At 38.9% G+C, this 19972-nt stretch carries 15 protein-coding genes and 1 pseudogene; 9 read left to right on the top strand and 7 right to left on the bottom strand.

The features are described 5' to 3' along the window. Positions 1-86: 86 nt before the first annotated feature. Positions 87-1343 (bottom strand): NADP-dependent isocitrate dehydrogenase, encoded by a 1257-nt coding sequence (icd, locus tag Q1A31_RS06360; RefSeq protein ID WP_299873959.1) that lies wholly within the window; start codon positions 1341-1343, stop codon positions 87-89. Positions 1344-1475: 132 nt separating this feature from the next. On the opposite strand from icd, the gene Q1A31_RS06355 reads away from it, so the two are divergent. Together Q1A31_RS06355 and Q1A31_RS20975 are read left to right on the top strand one after the other, a co-directional pair. Next, positions 1476-2471, top strand: a complete 996-nt coding sequence (locus tag Q1A31_RS06355; RefSeq protein WP_299873956.1) for an adenosine kinase — start codon at positions 1476-1478, stop codon at positions 2469-2471. 193 nt (positions 2472-2664) lie between these two features. Beyond that, positions 2665-3689 (top strand): annotated as a pseudogene (locus tag Q1A31_RS20975) (IS256 family transposase). A gap of 323 nt (positions 3690-4012) precedes the next feature. Here the strand turns inward: Q1A31_RS20975 and Q1A31_RS06340 are convergent. Beyond that, positions 4013-4654: a hypothetical protein gene (locus Q1A31_RS06340; RefSeq protein ID WP_299873953.1), complete on the bottom strand. Its 642-nt coding sequence runs from the start codon at positions 4652-4654 to the stop codon at positions 4013-4015. A 35-nt stretch (positions 4655-4689) separates the two neighbouring features. After that, a complete protein-coding gene (locus Q1A31_RS06335) occupies positions 4690-5637 on the bottom strand; it encodes a hypothetical protein (protein WP_299873950.1) in 948 nt (315 codons plus the stop codon). 180 nt (positions 5638-5817) lie between these two features. Here Q1A31_RS06335 and aspS point away from each other — a divergent pair, with 180 nt between their 5' ends. From aspS to Q1A31_RS06300, 7 genes are all read left to right on the top strand, one after another. Continuing rightward, positions 5818-7593 carry an aspartate--tRNA ligase gene (gene aspS / locus Q1A31_RS06330; protein ID WP_299873947.1) on the top strand — a complete coding sequence of 592 codons (1776 nt, stop codon included), beginning with the start codon at positions 5818-5820 and terminating at the stop codon, positions 7591-7593. A gap of 258 nt (positions 7594-7851) precedes the next feature. Next, a complete protein-coding gene (locus Q1A31_RS06325) occupies positions 7852-8982 on the top strand; it encodes a hypothetical protein (RefSeq protein ID WP_299873944.1) in 1131 nt (376 codons plus the stop codon). A 63-nt stretch (positions 8983-9045) separates the two neighbouring features. Further along, positions 9046-9282, top strand: coding sequence for a hypothetical protein (locus Q1A31_RS06320; RefSeq protein ID WP_299873941.1), 237 nt, complete (start codon positions 9046-9048; stop codon positions 9280-9282). 21 nt (positions 9283-9303) lie between these two features. Then, positions 9304-9795, top strand: coding sequence for a hypothetical protein (locus tag Q1A31_RS06315; RefSeq protein WP_299873938.1), 492 nt, complete (start codon positions 9304-9306; stop codon positions 9793-9795). 52 nt (positions 9796-9847) lie between these two features. Further along, complete coding sequence (cysG, locus tag Q1A31_RS06310) at positions 9848-11272, top strand: siroheme synthase CysG (protein ID WP_299873935.1); 1425 nt, start codon at positions 9848-9850, stop codon at positions 11270-11272. Between the two features lie 33 nt (positions 11273-11305). Further along, positions 11306-11668, top strand: a complete 363-nt coding sequence (locus tag Q1A31_RS06305; protein ID WP_299873932.1) for a S24 family peptidase — start codon at positions 11306-11308, stop codon at positions 11666-11668. 94 nt (positions 11669-11762) lie between these two features. Further along, the gene (locus Q1A31_RS06300) at positions 11763-13085 is read left to right on the top strand and encodes a tetratricopeptide repeat protein (RefSeq protein WP_299873929.1); all 1323 of its coding nucleotides are present in this window, start codon (positions 11763-11765) and stop codon (positions 13083-13085) included. A 256-nt stretch (positions 13086-13341) separates the two neighbouring features. Here the strand turns inward: Q1A31_RS06300 and Q1A31_RS06295 are convergent, their stop codons facing one another. From Q1A31_RS06295 to Q1A31_RS06280, 4 genes are all read right to left on the bottom strand, one after another. Then, positions 13342-14292, bottom strand: a complete 951-nt coding sequence (locus Q1A31_RS06295; protein ID WP_299873926.1) for a TIGR01777 family oxidoreductase — start codon at positions 14290-14292, stop codon at positions 13342-13344. A 201-nt stretch (positions 14293-14493) separates the two neighbouring features. After that, a complete protein-coding gene (locus tag Q1A31_RS06290) occupies positions 14494-16059 on the bottom strand; it encodes a phospholipase D family protein (RefSeq protein ID WP_299873924.1) in 1566 nt (521 codons plus the stop codon). Between the two features lie 124 nt (positions 16060-16183). Beyond that, positions 16184-16846 (bottom strand): outer membrane lipoprotein chaperone LolA, encoded by a 663-nt coding sequence (gene lolA / locus Q1A31_RS06285; protein WP_299873921.1) that lies wholly within the window; start codon positions 16844-16846, stop codon positions 16184-16186. A gap of 18 nt (positions 16847-16864) precedes the next feature. Beyond that, positions 16865-19585, bottom strand: coding sequence for a DNA translocase FtsK (locus tag Q1A31_RS06280; protein WP_299873918.1), 2721 nt, complete (start codon positions 19583-19585; stop codon positions 16865-16867). Positions 19586-19972: the final 387 nt, after the last annotated feature.

Genomic DNA, 19972 nt, shown 5'->3' with positions numbered 1-19972 from the left:
TGTTTATATATTGATTCATTAACTGCTTTACTGACATTTTTAAATTCTCTGTACTCTCTTGTTGTTCATAAATGATCATTAAGAATTTACATATGAGAAATCATATGATCACCAAACTCAGAACAACTAACTTCGGTTGCGTCATCCATTTGTGACGAGAAATCAAAGGTTACTTTTTTTGCTGCTATAGCGCCTGACAATGACTTAACAATAAGATCCGCCGCTTCTAGCCATCCAATATGTCGAAGCATCATTTCAGCCGATAAAATTAGTGAACCAGGGTTCGCTTTATTAAGACCAGCTATTGGAGGAGCAGTTCCATGAGTTGCTTCAAATAGTGCAATCGTATCAGACATGTTTGCACCTGGAGCAATACCAATACCACCTACCTGTGCTGCTAATGCGTCCGAAATATAATCGCCATTTAAATTAAGCGTAGCAATTACATCGTAATCTTCTGGATGAAGTAAGATGTTTTGTAAAAATGCATCAGCAATAACATCTTTAACTATAATTTCATTCCCAGTCTTAGGATTCTTGAATGAAAGCCATGGACCGCCATTTAATTCAGTCGCACCGAATTCATTCTTTGCTAATTCATAGCCCCATTGCTTAAAGCCACCTTCGGTGAACTTCATGATATTCCCTTTGTGAACAAGGGTCATACTTGCTTTGTCATTATCAATTGCATATTGCAAAGCTTTACGAATCAATCTTTCTGAACCTTCTTTTGAAACTGGTTTTATACCAATTCCAGAAGTCTCAGGAAAACGAATTTTTGTAACACCCATTTCATTCTGTAAAAAGTCGATAATTTTTTTCGCTTCTGGAGTACCACTTTCCCATTCAATACCTGCGTAAATATCTTCAGAGTTTTCTCTAAAAATTACCATGTCTGTTTTTTCAGGTTCACGCACTGGACTTGGTGTTCCTTCGTAATAACGGATTGGACGCAAGCAATTATATAAATCTAATTCTTGTCTGAGTGTTACATTTAATGAACGAATTCCACCACCAACGGGAGTAGTTAAAGGTCCTTTAAGAGAAACCACATAATCTTTTATTGCATGCATGGTTTCTTCTGGCATCCAGACATCAGCACCATACACTTTAGTCGCTTTCTCGCCTGCGAATATTTCCATCCACTGGATTTGTTTCGATCCACCGTAAGCCTTTTCAACAGCGGCATTTATCACTTTTTTCATTACTGGGGTGATATCAATACCAATACCATCCCCTTCAATGTAAGGAATAATAGGCATATCCGGAACATTCAATGAGAAGTCACTATTTGTCGTTATTTTTGTTCCTGACTCAGGTATTTCGATGTGTTGGTAATTCATTTAAGTTCTACATTCTCCATATTATTATTAATAAGATAATGTAGCTATTGTATCGTAATTCAAGTATTTGTTTTTACCAAAATCTGTTAAATTACGCGCCAAATATTAAATTTATATCAAGAGATAACATTTATGAAATACCATGTATATGGCATTGGCAACGCATTAGTAGACAAAGAATTTGAAGTTACTGAATCTTTTCTTGCTGAAAACGGCATCGAAAAAGGTCTCATGACGCTAATTGAAGAAGATCAATTAAGCAACTTATTGGCGAACTTAAAAGAAAGTTTTGGCCTTAAGAAAAGAGCAGGCGGCGGATCTGCGGCAAATACCATTGTTGCAATAAGCCAGCTAGGTGGTAATACTTTTTATGCGTGTAAAGTTGCCGATGATGAAACAGGCGATTTTTATATGAAAGATCTCGCTGTAGCAGGTGTCACAACCAAATTAGATCAAATTAAGGGTGATGGCATAACAGGTAAATGCCTGGTTATGGTTACTGATGATGCAGAAAGAACCATGAACACATATTTGGGTATTACCTCAGACTTCTCGGTAGATGATTTACACATTGAAGACTTGATAAATTCGGAGTTTTTATATATCGAAGGTTACCTGGTTACATCAGACGTATCTCGTAATGCTGCCATAGAAGCTCGAAATATCGCTAAACAAAACAATGTAAAGACTGCATTTACATTCTCTGATCCAGCCATGGTCACCTACTTTAAAGAAGGTGTGAGTGAAATCATTGGCGAAGGTGTTGATGTCTTATTTTGTAATGAAGAAGAAGCTTGTACTTACACCGGTAAAGAAAATCTGGATGATGCAATTTTAGATCTGCAAAAAATAACAGATAAACTTGTTGTTACTTTAGGAAGTAAAGGTGCAATGGTTATATCAAAAGATAAACAAGTAAATATCGAAGCTAATAAAGTAACAGCTATAGATACTAACGGTGCTGGTGATATGTTCGCAGGTGCCTTCATGTATGGTTTAACGCAAGGCATGAGTGATCATGATGCAGGCAAGTTAGCCAGCGAGTCAGCAGCAAGAACGGTTGCTACCTTTGGTGCACGACTAGACAAAGAAGTTCTACAGAGTGTGCTTGCTAAATATATGGATTAAAATGGCTAAATGAATTTTAGCCTGACGAATGTTTATAGATTATTCGAGACTGTAACAAAATCTGTGTAATTGCCTATCATTAATCCATCAGGATAAGGATAGGTAAATTATGAACAAATCAGAACTAGAAGCCTTTGCCAAAGAGGCAGCAAAAGGTATTAAAACAGAAACAGACCTGAATGATTTCAGGTAGATATTAACCAAGATCACAGTCGAAGCCGCACTTAATGCTGAGCTTGAAGAGCACTTAGGCTATCGCAAGCATGAAGCCTCTGATATTCACAACAAGCGTAACGGATATTCACGTAAAACTCTGCGTACTGAAGATGGTCAATTTGAAATTAATACACCCAGAGACAGACAAGGTGAGTTTGAACAAGAGCTAGTTAAGAAGAACCAGACGCGCTTCACCTCCATGAATGACAAGATCCTTTGGTTATATGCCAAGGGTATGTCAACACGAGAAATTGTCGCCACTTTCCAGAAAATGTACGGTGCTGAAGTCTCACCTCAACTCATTTCACGCGTCACTGATGCAGTCACAGAACAAGTCATTGAATGGCAATCCAGAGTACTCGACAGTGTTTATCCTATCGTCTACCTCGACTGTATTGTGGTTAAAGTACGTCAAGACAAGCGCGTTATCAACAAGTCAATCTACCTTGCGCTCGGCGTGAATATGGAAGGTCACAAAGAACTGCTAGGCATGTGGATGTCTGAAAATGAGGGAGCTAAGTTCTGGCTTAATGTCCTGACAGAGCTTAAAACAGAGGCGTTAAAGACATACTTATTGCCTGTGTTGATGGTCTCAAAGGCTTTCCCGATGCGATCAATACCGTATTCCCTAAAGCACAGATACAGCTGTGTATTGTGCACATGGTACGTAATGCAATGAAATATGTGCCGTGGAAAGATTACAAGGCAGTCGCAGCCGACTTAAAGCAAATATATCGTTCCATCACCGAGCAAGAAGCCCTGCACACCTTAGATACCTTTGCAGAACGTTGGGATGACAAATACCCTCAAATCAGTTGCTCATGGCGCGCTCACTGGGAAAACCTCAATACCTTGTTCAACTATCCAGAGGATATACGCAAATCGATCTATACTACTAATGCTATCGAATCACTCAACAGCGTGATTCGCAAAGCCGTGAAAAAGCGAAAGCTCTTTCACACGGATGAATCTGCACAAAAAGTGGTTTATTTGGCGATATAAGTAAGCATCCAAAAAATGGACGATGCCGATTAGGAATTGGAAGCCAGCACTGAATAGGTTTATTATCGAGTTTGAAGACCGCTTAAAAGACTATGTTTAAAACGGGCAGTTACACAGAATTAGTTACAGTCTCAAATACTGGTTTATTCGTTTACCAATCATAGTACTCATAAAAGGCAGCGGGCTTAGTTTTAGTTCATGCCATTTTTCATATTAAAGATAGAAAAATAACAATAAAATTATAAGTCACCCCCCTACTTTTGGGCACTTTTTTAATCGGCAAATAAAATATTGCTCGTAAGATTAATGTAAACCTTTACCTTTTAGGTATTTTCCCAGACAGGGACATCAAGAAATTCACCAAGCATTTGTGCATCTTCTTCAATACTCTTTTTGTTTGCATGATCCATAATGTTTATTCTTTTGCCATTTTTGCAGACAAGATTAAATTCCCATGATGTGTATTTTGATTCATCAGAAATTATTTTGGGTAATATTTGTATTGCAGCAATAGTAGATAATCTAGCTGCTTCTTTAAATTGCAAAAAATCTTGCTCATTATTTAAATTTTTAGATCCTTGCCAAAGCCACTCCTTGTTTTTATCAAAATTCCAAGGTTTTGGATTAAATATCAACCAAATTCCTGCAATAACAAAAATTAGAGAAAATGCTAGTATTGATGAAAGAATCATTAACAATTCAGGACTTTCTTCTATAACAATAGTGTATGTAAGAAGTCCTGAAATTAATAATGCTATAAAGTTAACAGCAAGGGTAAAAAGCCATACACCTATTGTTTTTTTGCTTACTATACGTGAATTATTTACTTGGTTGAATGCAGCTGTTTTAAAACTTGAGCCACTATCTGATATTGGCGTCCAATCAAGCTCTAGTTCCAGTTGTGTTAACTGAGGTTCTTGTCTTTTGGCTAAAACTTTTAGCTTTTGTTGATTTTCTGTTATCACAAATATCTCTTAAAAAATCAGATTAAATAATTTTTTTAAGTATTTTCCCAAACCGGAACATCCAGAAACTCAGCTAGTTTCTCAGCGTCTTCTTCTATACTCTTTCTGTTCCCATGATCCATCACATTGAGTCGTTGGGCATCGTGAGAAATGATATTAATTTCCCAGGAAGTGTAGCTGGAATTCTTGCCTGACAAACGTTCAGATACTATCTGTATTGCGGCAATATCAGCAATACGTGCGGACTTTTTAAGTATTGATAATTCTTGCTCACTCATTAATCCCTTGCTCCCTGACCAGAACCAGCCAAGTTGTTTATCAAAAATTCGTGGCTTGGGGTAAAACAACATTGCTACCCCAACAGCAACAAAAATTGAACCAAACGCTATCATTCCCAAAATTGCCCAACCAAAACCTTCCTCCTTAAACATTTGATAAGCAATGATACCGGGCACAAAACACCCCATGAAGATGAAGATTGCTGAGAAGAGTTTACCGCCGTTAGACTTTTTTACTTCTATTCTTGATGGATTGGGCTGATGCAAATAACTGGTTTTAAAGTTGGCACCTCCGCCAGAGATAGGTGACCACTCGACTTTTTTTGCAAGGTCATTTAATTCTAGTGTTTGCTTACTGGTTCTTTTTGAGTAGTTTTTGTAGTTACCATCAGACTTCTCTTCATAACTGGATATGAAACTTTCTTTACGCTGTTCTGATTCAAAGTCTTTACGGATAATCTTTGAATCATTCTTCTGCCATCTTGATCCATTGCGGTTTCTATTATTATTTCGCTTATACTTTATCTTGTTGGCAAAACCAGTAATAGATAGAAAGATACCCAGCCCTAAGATTAACCACTTATATCGAATAAGATCTTCACCATAAGGTGAAGGAATAATCTTAAGAATGCTTTCACCCATAAAATTAACGGCAAACCAAAGCATCACCAAAAGCGAACCAAGCAAATGTGTAATAACTACCATGAATATGATGTCCCTTAAAATCAACGGACATTATAATCTCAATGCAATTAATACAGTCTTAATCAACTATCTCTATACTAGACAATATACCTGTCTGTATTCCCAAGCAAAAACTTGCACCAAACACCGACAAAGCTTACTATTCCCGCCTTTATATTTATACAAAATTTGGGTTTTCTTATGCGTACACACCGTTGTGGATTAGTTGATGAATCACTAATGGATCAAGAAGTCACTTTATGTGGCTGGGTTAATCGTCGTCGTGATCACGGCGGGGTTATTTTTGTTGATCTGCGTGATAGCGAAGGTTTAGTGCAGGTAGTTTTTGATCCTGATGATCAGGAGATGTTCAAAACGGCTGAAACGATTCGTAATGAACATATCTTACGCATTCGTGGCACTGTTCGTGCTCGTCCTGAAGGCATGATCAATGACAATCTAACCAGCGGCAAGATCGAAATATTCGCTCTTGAATTAGAAACACTCAGTGCCTCTGATACGCCTCCATTCCAGTTAGATGACGATGTTAACGAAGATGTACGTCTAAAATATCGTTACGTAGATTTACGTCGTGATGAGATGCAGAAACGCATGAAGACGCGTTCAAAAATGACATCTAATATGCGTCGTTACCTAGACGATAATGACTTCCTAGAAGTTGAAACACCTATTCTTACTAAAGCTACACCAGAAGGCGCGCGTGATTACATCGTTCCTTCTCGTACGCATCCGGGTAACTTCTTCGCTCTACCACAATCTCCTCAGCTATTTAAGCAAATGTTGATGATGGGCGGAATTGATCGTTATTACCAAATGGCGCGTTGTTTCCGTGATGAAGATTTACGTGCAGATCGCCAGCCAGAATTCACTCAGGTGGATATCGAAATGGCATTTGTTAGAAGCGCAGACGTCATGGGAACAATGGAAAACATGATTCGCAAACTCTTCAAAGATGTTGGCAATGTTGATCTGGGTGATAAATTCCCACAGATGACCTATGCCGATGCGATGCACAAATACGGTTCTGATAAGCCGGATATGCGTAACCCGCTTGAGCTAGTTGAAGTTAGCGAGCAAATGAAAGACGTGGACTTTAAAGTCTTCTCTGGACCTGCTAACGACGAAGGCAGTCGTGTTGCAGCACTTCGTGTGCCTAAAGGCGCTGCGCTTTCACGCAAAGATATTGATAACTACACTAAATTTGTATCTCGTTACGGCGCTCGTGGACTAGCGTATATCAAGGTTAATACATTAGCTGATGGCGTTGCAGGCTTGAACTCTCCTATTTTGAAGTTCCTACCTGATGAAGTAGCCATGAGCATTATGGAAAAAACGGGCGCTGAAGATGGCGATCTGGTTTTCTTTGGCGCGGATAAAACTAAAATTGTAAATGATGCATTAGGCGCTTTACGTGAAGAGCTAGCTAAAGACCTCGACCTATTACAAGGTGATTGGGCAGCGCTATGGATTATCGACTTCCCAATGTTCGAATGGGACGACAGAGAAAATCGCTGGCAAGCACTACATCATCCATTTACGGCTCCTACTTGTAGCGTTGAAGAGTTACGCGAGAATCCTGGTGCAGCACTTTCAGATGCTTACGATATGGTTATCAACGGTTACGAGGTGGGTGGCGGTTCAATACGTATTCACCAATCTGAGATGCAATCTGCAGTATTCGATATGTTAGGTATTTCTGAGGAAGAAGCAGAAGAAAAGTTTGGCTTCTTATTAAAAGCACTTACGTTTGGTTGTCCTCCATTGGGCGGATTGGCGTTTGGCTTAGATCGTTTGGTGATGCTTATGACAAACACTGATTCTATCCGTGACGTTATCGCATTCCCGAAAACTCAAACTGCTGCCTGTATGCTAACTGAAGCTCCTGCTGATGTGCCACGCAAGCAATTGCGTGAATTGAGTATTCAAGTAAAATTACCTGAAGTAGAAGCTAAATAATCAAAGAGTATTTATTTATTAAGTCACCCCCCTACTTTTTATGGGTTTTTCAAAACAACCCAGCCTTCAGGTTATCATCGCTGCGCTCCGGGATTGTCTCGGCTGCGCCTCGACGGGCACTTTTTTTATTCATTAAGAAAAGTATTCAGATACAGAGTGTTCACGCTCTGTATCCGGACTGCTATTTAAATAGCAGTATTTCTAACGCCAAACACAATCCCAAGTTCGACCCCAAATTCAAAGAGCTACATTACTAAGATGGAGTTCTCACTTTCCAATGAAGACAATCTGCGTCTTAACGTTTTACTTGCTCAAGACCTAAAAGCCATTCGTATCAACGAAGGCACAATGACCGTGCATGCACTCACCGATCAAGGTGAAGCGAAAGTCGTACTAAATCCCAATACACGTGATGAACAATACTTACGCACGGTTAAAGAATTACTCTCTTTAAAAATTACTGGCTCACCTGGCGGCTATCCCATTTTTATCAAACGCTGGACACGGATGGGTCATACCGATAACACACTTGAACATATGCTGTTACTGGGAGAACCAGAAGCTGTTGTTGCAGTGGTTCATGCACAAACACTGTCACATGATATTGGTGTGCGCGCATGGTGGGCTCACCCAACAACTGAAGTTGCGATGCGCTTAATGGAATACCCTGAAATCTGGCAAGGAGAGTTAGGAAAAGAACTGGTTGACTACCTGATGGAATTCTTACCATTTGAAGAAAGGCAATTGAACATAGTCAGCATGGTTAGACTTTGTCTTCAGGGTGACATATTAAGCAAAGAAGAAAAAGAAAAACTCTGGGCAAGAGCGAAACGACGCAACCCGTTTTATGTGGGTTTTTTGCATAGCAATCCAAAGCAAATACCTCTATCTAAAGAACCAAGTTCCCATTTTGATAAAGTTACAGATAAACTTAAAACCTTAATCAACGACAATAATATCTATGCGACTACACTTTTTGAATTACTCAACAGCGACGGTCAGACCTGGCTAGAAACGTTAAAGCTATCGTTAAATAAGCCTGTTGATCAAGAAGTCGTTATCTCATTATTCATCGCAATTAATCACTATTTTAATCTTCCATTAAACACTCTAGTGAAAGATGGACGAGGCACGCGATCTATTGAAATTGCTATACAGCACAGCGATGAAATCTGTGAACACCCAATCGATGAAGACCTAAAAGCCGTCATCAATACTTTAGATTCACAGCATCTACCCTTGTTGAATGCCATGTTGGTACTGGCACAAATGGGAGAACACACGCTTATCCCTGTATTCAGTGGAAACGATTCTGTGGGCACCGTAATGCGTAAGCGTCTATTACCATTGACCACACCTTTATTAGAAAAAGTTGATATACTTATGTGAAGACCCATGTTAATAAATATAGAGAGATCAAACGTCTATATTTACAATCTTCAGGAATAAAGAATGCCTTACTACGTTTTTAAAATTACACAACCAACACCGATAATAAAAAACCTCGACTTCCAACAAGAGTTTGAAACATTTAAAGAAGCTAAAACTTTTTCTCGTGCGATGCGTGCAGAGTTACCGTTGAATGGCGCCATCAGTGTAAAAATGATTCACGCGGCGAATCAACTTCAGGCAGAAGAACTACTTCAGGAAAAACGCGAAGAAACCGTTGTTAGAGAATGGGAAAAATAGGCTTAGCCCACACTTTTTCACATGGACGAGACAGAATTCAGAAACGCCTATAAAGAGTTAAACCCAAATAGGTGTATTTTTGAGAAAGCAATCACCAATAGACGCTGTGATTGTGCACGTAAACGTAAGTTTGTATTAGCAACCCGCGAATGTGTAGCCTGCCAATCGGAAACCAGTTTAGAACGTTGTACAAGTGTTTTAAATGCGATTAGAGATAATTCACGCTTTTCATTAAAGGTTGTCACCATAGATGGCCCCATGCCACACAATAAAGAATTGCAAGTACAAGCAGGTGGCATGCTCGCGTTACAGAACATCTTTAGTGACGAAGCAGAAACAGATGGACTACAAGATCAACTTAAAACTGCTGAGCAACAAACAGTAATCAATATTGATCAAACCATGGAACAAGCACTAAATCGTTATACAGCGATTGATATGCTTCCCTATGGAGAAATCGTGAAAGGTATTGTGAAATACCAATCTCGCCCTAAACGGAATAAAAACAAATAGTAAACAGCATATAAAAAGTAGAACGTAGAAATTAGATAAAGTAGAAAATAATATGAAACATTTTCCAATATTCCTCGACATTAAAGATCGTCATTGCCTCGTTATTGGTGGTGGTCCCGTTGCAACTCGCAAAGTAAAAAACCTCCTCAAATCAAATGCAAAGGTTACAGTCATATCACCAGAAGTTGAGACATCTTTGAATCAACTGTCTGAAGAGAACAAAATCACACTGATTAATCGAAAATATCAAGCAACCGATATCGTCAGGGCATTTTTAGTCGTTGCTGCAACAAATGACTCACAGGTAAATGCAGACATAGCCAAAGCCGCTAATGATGCCAATCTGTTAGTGAATGTTGCTGATAATCCTGAACTTGGTAGTTATATTTTTCCTTCAGTGATTGATCGTGCACCTGTCAGTATTGCCGTATCAACAGGTGGTGCTTCACCAGTGCTTGCACGTCTACTCAGAGCTCGCCTTGAGACCATGATTCCGACATCATGCGGACGTTTAGCGGGTATCACAGAAGAATATCGTCAAAAAGTAAAAGATGCTTTTCCAAAACAATCTCAGCGCAAAGAATTCTGGGAAACAGCCTTAAAAGGCGCATTTGCAGAACTGGTTTACGCAGGCCAAGACAAAGCTGCTCGAAAATTACTCGATGAAGCACTCGATAATCATCGATCTCATGCCAATGGTGAAGTGTATCTGGTTGGAGCGGGCCCAGGTGATCCAGACTTACTCACATTTAAAGCTGCGCGTTTAATGCAGCAAGCAGATGTGATGGTTTACGATAGATTAGTATCAAAAGCTATTCTTGATATGGCGAATAAAGATGCAGAGCGTTTTTATGTAGGCAAGGAAAAAGAAAATCACGCGGTCCCGCAAGATAAAATCAATGATCTGCTGGTTGATTTAGCGAAACAGGGTAAACGCGTTTTACGTTTAAAAGGCGGCGACCCCTTCATCTTTGGCCGTGGTGGCGAAGAGATTGAAAAACTCGCTGAAAACAATATTCCGTTTCAAGTGGTACCAGCGGTTACAGCCGCTTCGGGTTGCTCTGCTTATGCAGGTATACCATTAACCCATCGTGATTATTCTCAATCAGTTACATTTGCCACAGGTCATTTAAAAGACGGCACAATAAATCTTAACTGGAAGCAATTAACTCAGAAGAATCACACCATCGTCTTCTATATGGGTTTAACTGGCATCAAAGTCATTAGCGAGCAATTACAGGCACATGGCATGTCTGGCGATATGCCGGCAGCATTGGTTGAGCAAGGCACTACGATGAATCAACGCGTGCATATTGGAACAGTAGCTACTTTACCGCAGCTTGTTATCGACTCTGGTGTACGTGCGCCAACTTTGACTATCATCGGTGAAGTTGTAAAATTACATGACAAACTGCATTGGTATGAACCAGAAAGGCATGTTAAAGAACAATCTGAATTCACCAGACACAAGACGTAGTTAGTCGAATCGAATCAAGGCAAGGAAAACATCATGAATGAAGTTAAAATTGATATACAGGAAGCATTCCGTCAAAATATGAGTGAGGGAGGCAGTTGTTCTGCCGCAGAACCTTTTGCATTGAGAACGATTGATGACAGCATGGAACCTGAATTTGATGCCGGCTGTATCCTAATAATCGATCCAGGCCATGTTGCTCGCGATGGCTCCTACGTATTTGCCGTAGACAATAAAAGTGAATACATCTTCCGTCAATTACGTGTCAAAAACGAAAGATACTTTCTTCAGCCTTTAAACGACCTATATGAAACTATCGAAATCAAATGGGAGCAAATTGAAGGTGTGATCACGCAACGAGCGGGTAAAAGACGCACGTATCATAAGCATTATGACTAGAAAGATATCCATTTGACAAAGGGGCTCTTCACAATTTACTGTTTATAAAAATTATGTACGTAGTTATTATATCAATTTATTGGGGTATCGGCCTATGAGCTCACTCTCTACTATTGCAAAAGCAGTTTCATTTCACAAGCAGGGAAAAATCGAAAAAGCCAACACAGCCTATCGGAAAATTCTTAAAAAAAACCCAAAAAATGCGGATGTCTTAAACTACCTTGGGATGTTGGAATTTCAAAGAGGGAATTATGATTTAGGCATTAAATTAACCAAGCGTTGTTTAAAAGTCTTCCCTAAGCACTCTGCCGGTTGCAACAATCTAGCAAATATGTACATGACAACCTATGATGTTGATCAAGCTGAAATCTATTATTTAAAATCGATAAGCATAGATGCTCAGGCTGAAGAGCCACTATACAATTTGGCTGTTATCGAAAAAACTCGAAAAAACTATGAAGAAGCAGAAAAGAATTTCCATAAAGTTCTAGCGCTCAACCCAGAGCACGTAATCTGTATATCAAGTCTAGCTGATATGTATGTCAAACTTGGTCACTTTGAACAGGCAATGAAGTTACTACAAGAACGTTTAAAGCATGTAGACAACCATACAGATCAAAAATCTTCACTATTATCAATCGGTAGGCTTTGTTTATTACTGAATGACAAAAAAAACGCAATTGTCACCTATGAAAAATGTTTGTCGATCTATCCCAATGACCCAATGGCTACTCATATGCTAGCAGCGATGACAGGCGAAAAAGTTCCTGTTAAACCTGATGAACAGTATGTCAAAGATCTGTTTGACGGGTTTTCTTTAACATTTGACAACGTTTTAGAACAGCTTGATTATAAAGCTCCGCAGCACATCCAGACTATCATTGATGAAATATACAAAGAAACAGAACCTCATTCTATGAGGATAATGGATGCAGGATGCGGTACAGGACTTTGTGGAAATTTTCTGAAACCGCTTGCCTCTGATTTGATTGGCGTGGATCTATCACCCGGCATGTTGCAGCGAGCAAAATTTCGTAATGAATATGATGAACTGATAGAAAGCGACTTGAACCTCTACTTTCAGAATTCAACTCAAAACTTTGATCTTATAGTCTCTGCTGATACGCTCTGTTATTTTGGAGATTTAAAGAAATTCTTACAACTATCACTTTCATCATTGAATCCAAATGGAAGACTAATCTTTACAGTGGAAAAATTTGATGGCAAAACCTTAACTGGATACAATCTTGAACCGCATGGTAGATATAGCCATACACATAGCTATCTGACAGAATCGATACAAGAATCAGGATATAAAATAGAAGATATCATCGTTAAGGAACTCAGGTTAGAACGTGGTAAACAGGTACAGGGATATCTCGTTGTTGCAAAAGCCCCCGAATCGTTAGCCCAATAATAATTGTATTTTCCGATTAAGAGATGATTTGTGCCTATTAATTCTTTTCCCTTGGACATAATGGATGATTTTGATATGAATTTACTGATTTAATAGTAAAGGTACCATATAAGGTTCTAGGCCCAGAACAATTAGAGACGGACGTTTAGTACTTCGACAATTCAGAGATAAAGATTTAAGAGATATTTATTAGTACTTATCTACAAAAGTAGCGACCGATTTAACCAATGGCCGTGAATTCACTAAAGCTTTATAATCAATTTACAATATTTGCTAATGCATCAGCTAAATTATTGTATTTAAATTTATATCCAGCCTGACAAATCTTTTCAGGAATTACTTTTTGACCAGATAGCAATAACTCTTCACCCATTTGCCCAAACAATAACTTCACCACAAAAGAAGGCATCGGGAAAATAGTAGGTCTCTTTAAAACTTTTCCTAACGTTTTCGAGAATTCTTTGTTAGTTACTGGCTCAGGTGCCGTTCCATTAATAGGGCCACTTATTGATTCATGTTCTATGGCATATCGAATGATACCAACAAGATCATCCATATGAATCCATGACATCCATTGTTTACCAGTGCCGATCGGTCCGCCAAGAGCCATTTTAAAAGGTGGAAGCATTTTTGCCAGAGCACCACCGCCTTTTCCCTGGACAATGCCGGTTCGTAGATAACATGTGCGAATCCCTAAGGCTTCAATGGCCTGAGCTTCAGTTTCCCATTGCTGACATAACTGACTGGAAAAACTATTATCCGTTTCACCACTTTCATTAATATTTTCGTCCGTCTCTCTTAATCCATAATAACCAAGCGCAGAACCACTGATGCAAACATCCGGCTTTATCAGGGCTTCTTTCAGATATTCATATAACGCTCGTGTAGTTTTTATACGACTATCAATAAGTTGCTGTTTAACTTCATCAGTCCAGCGTTTATCAGCGATACCTTGACCAGCAAGGTTGATCACAACATCGAAAGACTGATCCGGGTTTATTGAATCTAAAGAGCTGATTGTTTTAACTTTAGCCTTGGTCTGAAAATCTTCACGTTCAGCATCCATAACAGATGCAAAGTGCTTCGCCGTTTTAACTTCATTGCGAGTAAGAACGGTGACATCATGATTTTCTAACAGCAATTGCTTGATCAGTTCAGTGCCGATAAACCCTGAACCACCAGTAATTAAATAGCGCTGTTGATACATAGATAAAACACCTTAAATTAGTTTGAAAGTTTTCTTATTATGACTGACTAGATGTTAAATAGTTGTGAAAAAACTCTTTAATGGATTAAAACACACCCCCCTACTTTTATGAGGTTTTTTTTATAACTTAGTAGGACGATCTCATCTCTTAGATCGAATCAGCTTGTCTTTACCAAACTATGTGAGGCCAGAGTACGTGAGTTATAAAATATTCTTAGGAATAACCCTTCTTATTTTAATTCTTAATTGTTTAACTTTATCGACTTCACCATCAGGATTCCATTCTGTTGTAATTCTCCAGGCGTTTTCTGGCTTAATTTCTTCTAACATACCAGATTTAACGTCTCTAGTGATTTCCTTCGAAGGAATGATGGTAATGCTTTCGGTATTCAAATTTGCGCTACGAGGATCAAGATTAAATGTACCGATTACTGTAATTTCATCATCAATAACCATCGACTTAGCATGTAAACCGAAAATCGGCATACGATCTAATTGACCAAGCATGTCTCCTGACATAACTTTTTGTCTGATCTTAGCGTCAGGCTTAAATTCATAAATCTCCACGCCCGTGCTTAACAGTTTTTTTCTATCTCTCTGGTAACCACTAAATGCTTCAAGATTATCGTTTGAGGCTAAGCTGTTTGTCAGTATTTTTACTTCAACCCCTTTTTGAATAAGCTCTTTAAATATGTTCCGACTTAAATCTGTAGTCACTAGATAGGGTGTTTGTATGATGACCGATTTCTTGGCATTTTTAACGAGAGAGATAAGACGCTGGGTTGAAATCCCACTACCCCCTAAATATTTTCTTCTATCGTTTTTACCCGGTATGTCAGACACATATTCAACCCCATCAACCCAGTAAAACTTTCCATCACTTTGAATTTCACTAAAAGTAGCTGAAAGATTATTTATTATCTCTCGGACTTTTGGAACAAAATTAACTGGGTTACAGGCGTATTGATGCAAATCGTTAAAATTGCTATTAAATGTGTCATTACTCTTTACTAATCTATCAATATCAACACTTAATGAATCGTCCCAAAATTGATCAAACGATGATTGAATGTTTTGAATCATACCTCCTAACAATAGAACATCACGATCCCTAAAGTTATATTCATGATCATAACCAAAGTACTCATCGGCAACATTTCTTCCACCTGTAATTGATACCTTACTATCAACCGTGAAGGTTTTGTTATGCATACGTTGATTAAAACCATGGAAGTCAGTTGATAGATGAAATAACTTTTGAGCAATGTTTTTCCCAATATTAGCCATGGGGTTATAAATTTTTATTGATAGATTTTCATGTGCAGCCAGCTTTAATAGCTCATCACCATTCGCATCGACCATGAGGTCATCAACGAGAATCCTAACTTTTACGCCTCTTTCTGCGGCTCTCACAAGATAATCAGTAGCGATTAAACCAATATTATCAGCAGAAAAAATGAAATACTGTACATCAATAGTATACTCTGCATGGTCACTTAACCATGCCCTAGACATCATCGCCTCAGTACCTTGTTCTAATACATAGACCCCTGTACTGCTTTCCATTTTTTTGGCAAATGGTGTTAAAAATTTCGAAAGTGAAGCAACTTCTTTTTTTACAATAGTAGAGCAGAAGTTTTGTGTAGACTCAGTTACGCGTTCTTCAGCTTTTTCACAAGCAGATAAAAAGAGAAATAATATAGGTATCGTCAGCTTGCACATTATTTTGAGTAAAGTTGCTGGTTTGAGAACAGATGTTTTACCCATACAAATTTCTATGCCTATCAAGTTGACTTGAGTTTTAAGTGCCTTATTTTTAGTTCTTGTTTGGCACTGGTTAAGTAATTTATTTTATATTCAATAACTGGATTATTATTCCAGCTATTGAATATTAGATAGCTTTTCCAATCACATCAACGCCTTGTGGAATCTTAAAATAGAATGTACTCCCATTTATAGGCACATTGATTTTGGCATTTAGCTGAACCACGGTTTTTTGCCCAAGTTGATCATGCATAACCATTTGGCGCATTCCACCGCTCTTATCTATACCAATTTCAATATAACGAAAATCTTTACTTTGTTTTCTTGGTGTTAATTGAAACCAGTCTAAACCTCCGCCACCTTTAATTGGCTGCACTACAAATTGAGCATCAGGGCTTTGTTTACGCGTAAGGATAGCAATAGGCGCACTGGACATAGCCTGTGTCATAGGTTTGATGGTAACTTGCTCCAGGTCTTCGTCATAAACCCAGATATTTTTGCCATCACCTACAATGACTTGTGGATCTGGTGTTTTGTATACCCAGCGGAATTTCCCCGGACGACTCATTGAAATAAGTCCCGTAGAATTTTGAATCACTTTGCCCTTTTTACTGTACACCTGCTGAGTAAAGCTTCCTTCTAAGCTGGATACACCTGTAAAAAAGTTATTTAAACGAGCTCGTGCTTCGCTAGTTGCTGCACTTACTGATGTAACTACTGTTGTTGATGCTACTAGCAAAGTTGCTGCAAACGTCAATTTAACTTTGTTACTTAGTAACGAATTAATCATAAACAATGTCTCTGTCTCTTAATCTTTAGGAGGTTCAGGAGCGAGTACTTCACGCGTTCCATTTGATTGAACTGCGCTTACTACCCCTGCTGCTTCCATGTCTTCGATCATTGATGCGGCGCGGTTGTAACCTACCTTCAGGCGACGTTGCACATAAGAGATTGAGGCTCTTCGTGATTCAGTAACAATTGCAACAGCTTGATCATAAAGCGCGTCTGTTTCTGATTCAGCCAAAGGCTCCAATCCTGGAATCGCATCTGATGATCCCGTTTCTTGTATGACATCTTCTATGTACTGAGGTTCCCCTTGGAGCTTCCAATAAGCAACCACATCTTCAACTTCACTATCATCAACGAAAGCTCCGTGGACGCGCTGAGGCAATCCAGTGCCTGGTGGAAGATACAACATATCACCATGACCCAGTAATGATTCAGCACCACCCTGATCAAGAATGGTACGAGAATCTATTCGAGTAGAAACCTGAAATGCAATTCGTGTTGGAATATTAGCTTTGATCAAACCGGTAATTACATCTACAGATGGACGCTGCGTAGCAAGTATCAAGTGAATACCTGCAGCACGTGCTTTTTGTGCCAAACGTGCAATTAACTCTTCAACTTTTTTACCTACTACCATCATCATATCGGCAAATTCGTCGATAACTATAACGATTGATGGAAGTTGCTCTAGGATACTTGGACGAACATCAACATGCATGGTTGGATCGAAAGTAGGATCAGTTAATGGTTCACCACTATCCATCGCTTCTTTTATCTTACCGTTATAACCTGCAATATTTCTTACCTTAAGGTGAGACATCAAAGCATAACGACGCTCCATCTCACCAACAGCCCAACGCAAGCTATTCGCCGCGTCTTTCATATCGGTAACAACAGGTGTCAATAGATGAGGAATCCCTTCGTAGATGCTTAATTCAAGCATCTTAGGATCGATCATAATCAGTTTGACTTCTTCTGGTGTTGACTTATATAGCAAGCTTATAAGCATTGCATTTACACCAACCGACTTACCAGAACCTGTAGTACCAGCTATCAATAAGTGAGGCATACGTGATAAATCAGCAATTGCAGGCTTACCCGCAATTGTTTTACCAAGCACCATCGTTAATGGTGATTTAGCTTCTTTAAATAAATGCGAATCAAGAATTTCGCTGATTGCAACAAGATCTCTCGTATCGTTTGGAACCTCCAAACCAATGGTGGTTTTACCTTTGATAACCTCAACGATACGTATGCTAGAAACACACATACTTCGCGCCATATCTTGAGCAAGACCACTGATTTTACTTACCTTGGTTCCTGGTGGTAATAACAACTCAAAACGAGTAATGATTGGACCAGGATAATAGCTATCAATCTGCACACCACGAACACCGAAGTGTTCGAGAGTTTCTACGATATTTCTAGCATGTGTTTCAATTTGCTCTTTAGAGAAATGCCCCTGACCCTGTGGAGGTGGGTTCAACAGACTAATCGGTGGAAGCGTAATAGCTCTATCCAATGAAATAGAAGGCGCAACTCTTATTGCACTTGTCTTTTCCTGGTTAATATTCTCTGGTTTGATATTTTTCTGAGTAGCAGTTCCTTGGTTTGAGTTTCCATGATTTGCTACTTTCTTGCTCGTAGGTGCTACTTTTTTCGCAGTAATAACATCATCTAACCCGGCTACAGGTACATCTTGTTCATGATAATCATCTTCATTAGTCATGTAGTCAGGCACACCCAGAACAGGCTCTTGTCTCTGCTTTCTGCCTTTAAAAGCTTTCTCTAAAAGTTTCTTTTTAGTTTTCTTTGGCTTTTCAGGCTCTATATCTGCTGAAGTCATATCATCCAATGGATCTAGGCGTGGATGATTGAAACCAACGCCAGATTCATTTTCAGTAGAAGATTTCTTCCATAAGAACATGCCAGATAAACCAGCACCTATTGCACCTGCAATACTCGCTGATTCGCTATTGCTTGTTGGTTGTTTCTGAGGCTCAAGATTCGCTTCGAATGACATAGGGATAGTGCCAGTCTCGTAAGACTCTTTATTTGGGCTACTGCTAGTAAAGAGCTCTATCGTGCTAAGTATGGTTTCACCAATTTTATCGATCAGTTTCAGCCACTGAATATCTGCAAATAATGTGACACCCGCAATGAAACCTGAAAACAGGATCATGGTAGCGCCGATATCACCCAGTGTTTTCATGAATATACGCGCAATTCCCTGACCTAACAGACCACCAGCACCATAAGCAAGGTTGCTTGCAGGCCATAGCAGGATAGCTAAACCGCAACCTGCGATTAACGCGAGGAACACTCCAAATACAGAAATACCGAGATTGATGCCATTGTTTCTTTCTTTAGACGATCTAAACAGTAAAAAAGCAGAGACTAGAAACGCGATCGGCACCAGATAAGATAAATATCCGAAGAATCCAAATAACACATCTGCCAGATAAGCACCGAATGAACCCGCTTTGTTCTGGATGACGGCGTTACTATCATGAACAAACAATCCTGGGTCTGCTGGATGATAGCTAAATAAAGCCAGCAAAATAACAGCAGTTACACCAGATAAGATAAAGATACTGGTTTGTTTTAAACTGCCTTTTTTCTTGGAAGTTAATGCGACCTTCTCTACAGCCTGATTTGTACCAGAAGCTTCATTTGATTGCGTGGATGACTTAGTGTTTCGTCTTGTAGTTCGCTTAGACGGCGCTTTTTTAGTGGCCAATTGAAAATCCCCATTTCCTTTAGGAAAGCTTTTTATATGCTACCTTTATCTATGCTCAGGTAGTTAACAAGCCTTATTCCTTTTCGTTGTTAAAGTAACACGTTACGTTTTATTTTATAATTATGCATAAACAGTATTCTATAAAACACTGAAATGCTTAACATATAAGCCCTTATATGCTGGCATCACATTAGCATAAATCACATCCAATTTGAAGCTTTCTACGTAGAAACCACAGCTTTATAGTTTTATATCTTATGCTAAAAATTATACGTATTTAGTTTCAAGTACTTACGATTAGGTTCATGAATAAACGAACATCTCATTATTTGTAATTACAAGATTGAATTCATAAACTCTTAAACACACAAACTTAAGGGAAACCTT

The organism is uncultured Cocleimonas sp. (assembly GCF_947495625.1).
In the GTDB taxonomy this organism is placed as follows: domain Bacteria; phylum Pseudomonadota; class Gammaproteobacteria; order Thiotrichales; family Thiotrichaceae; genus Cocleimonas.
This window is presented reverse-complemented; position numbering and strand designations above follow the sequence as displayed.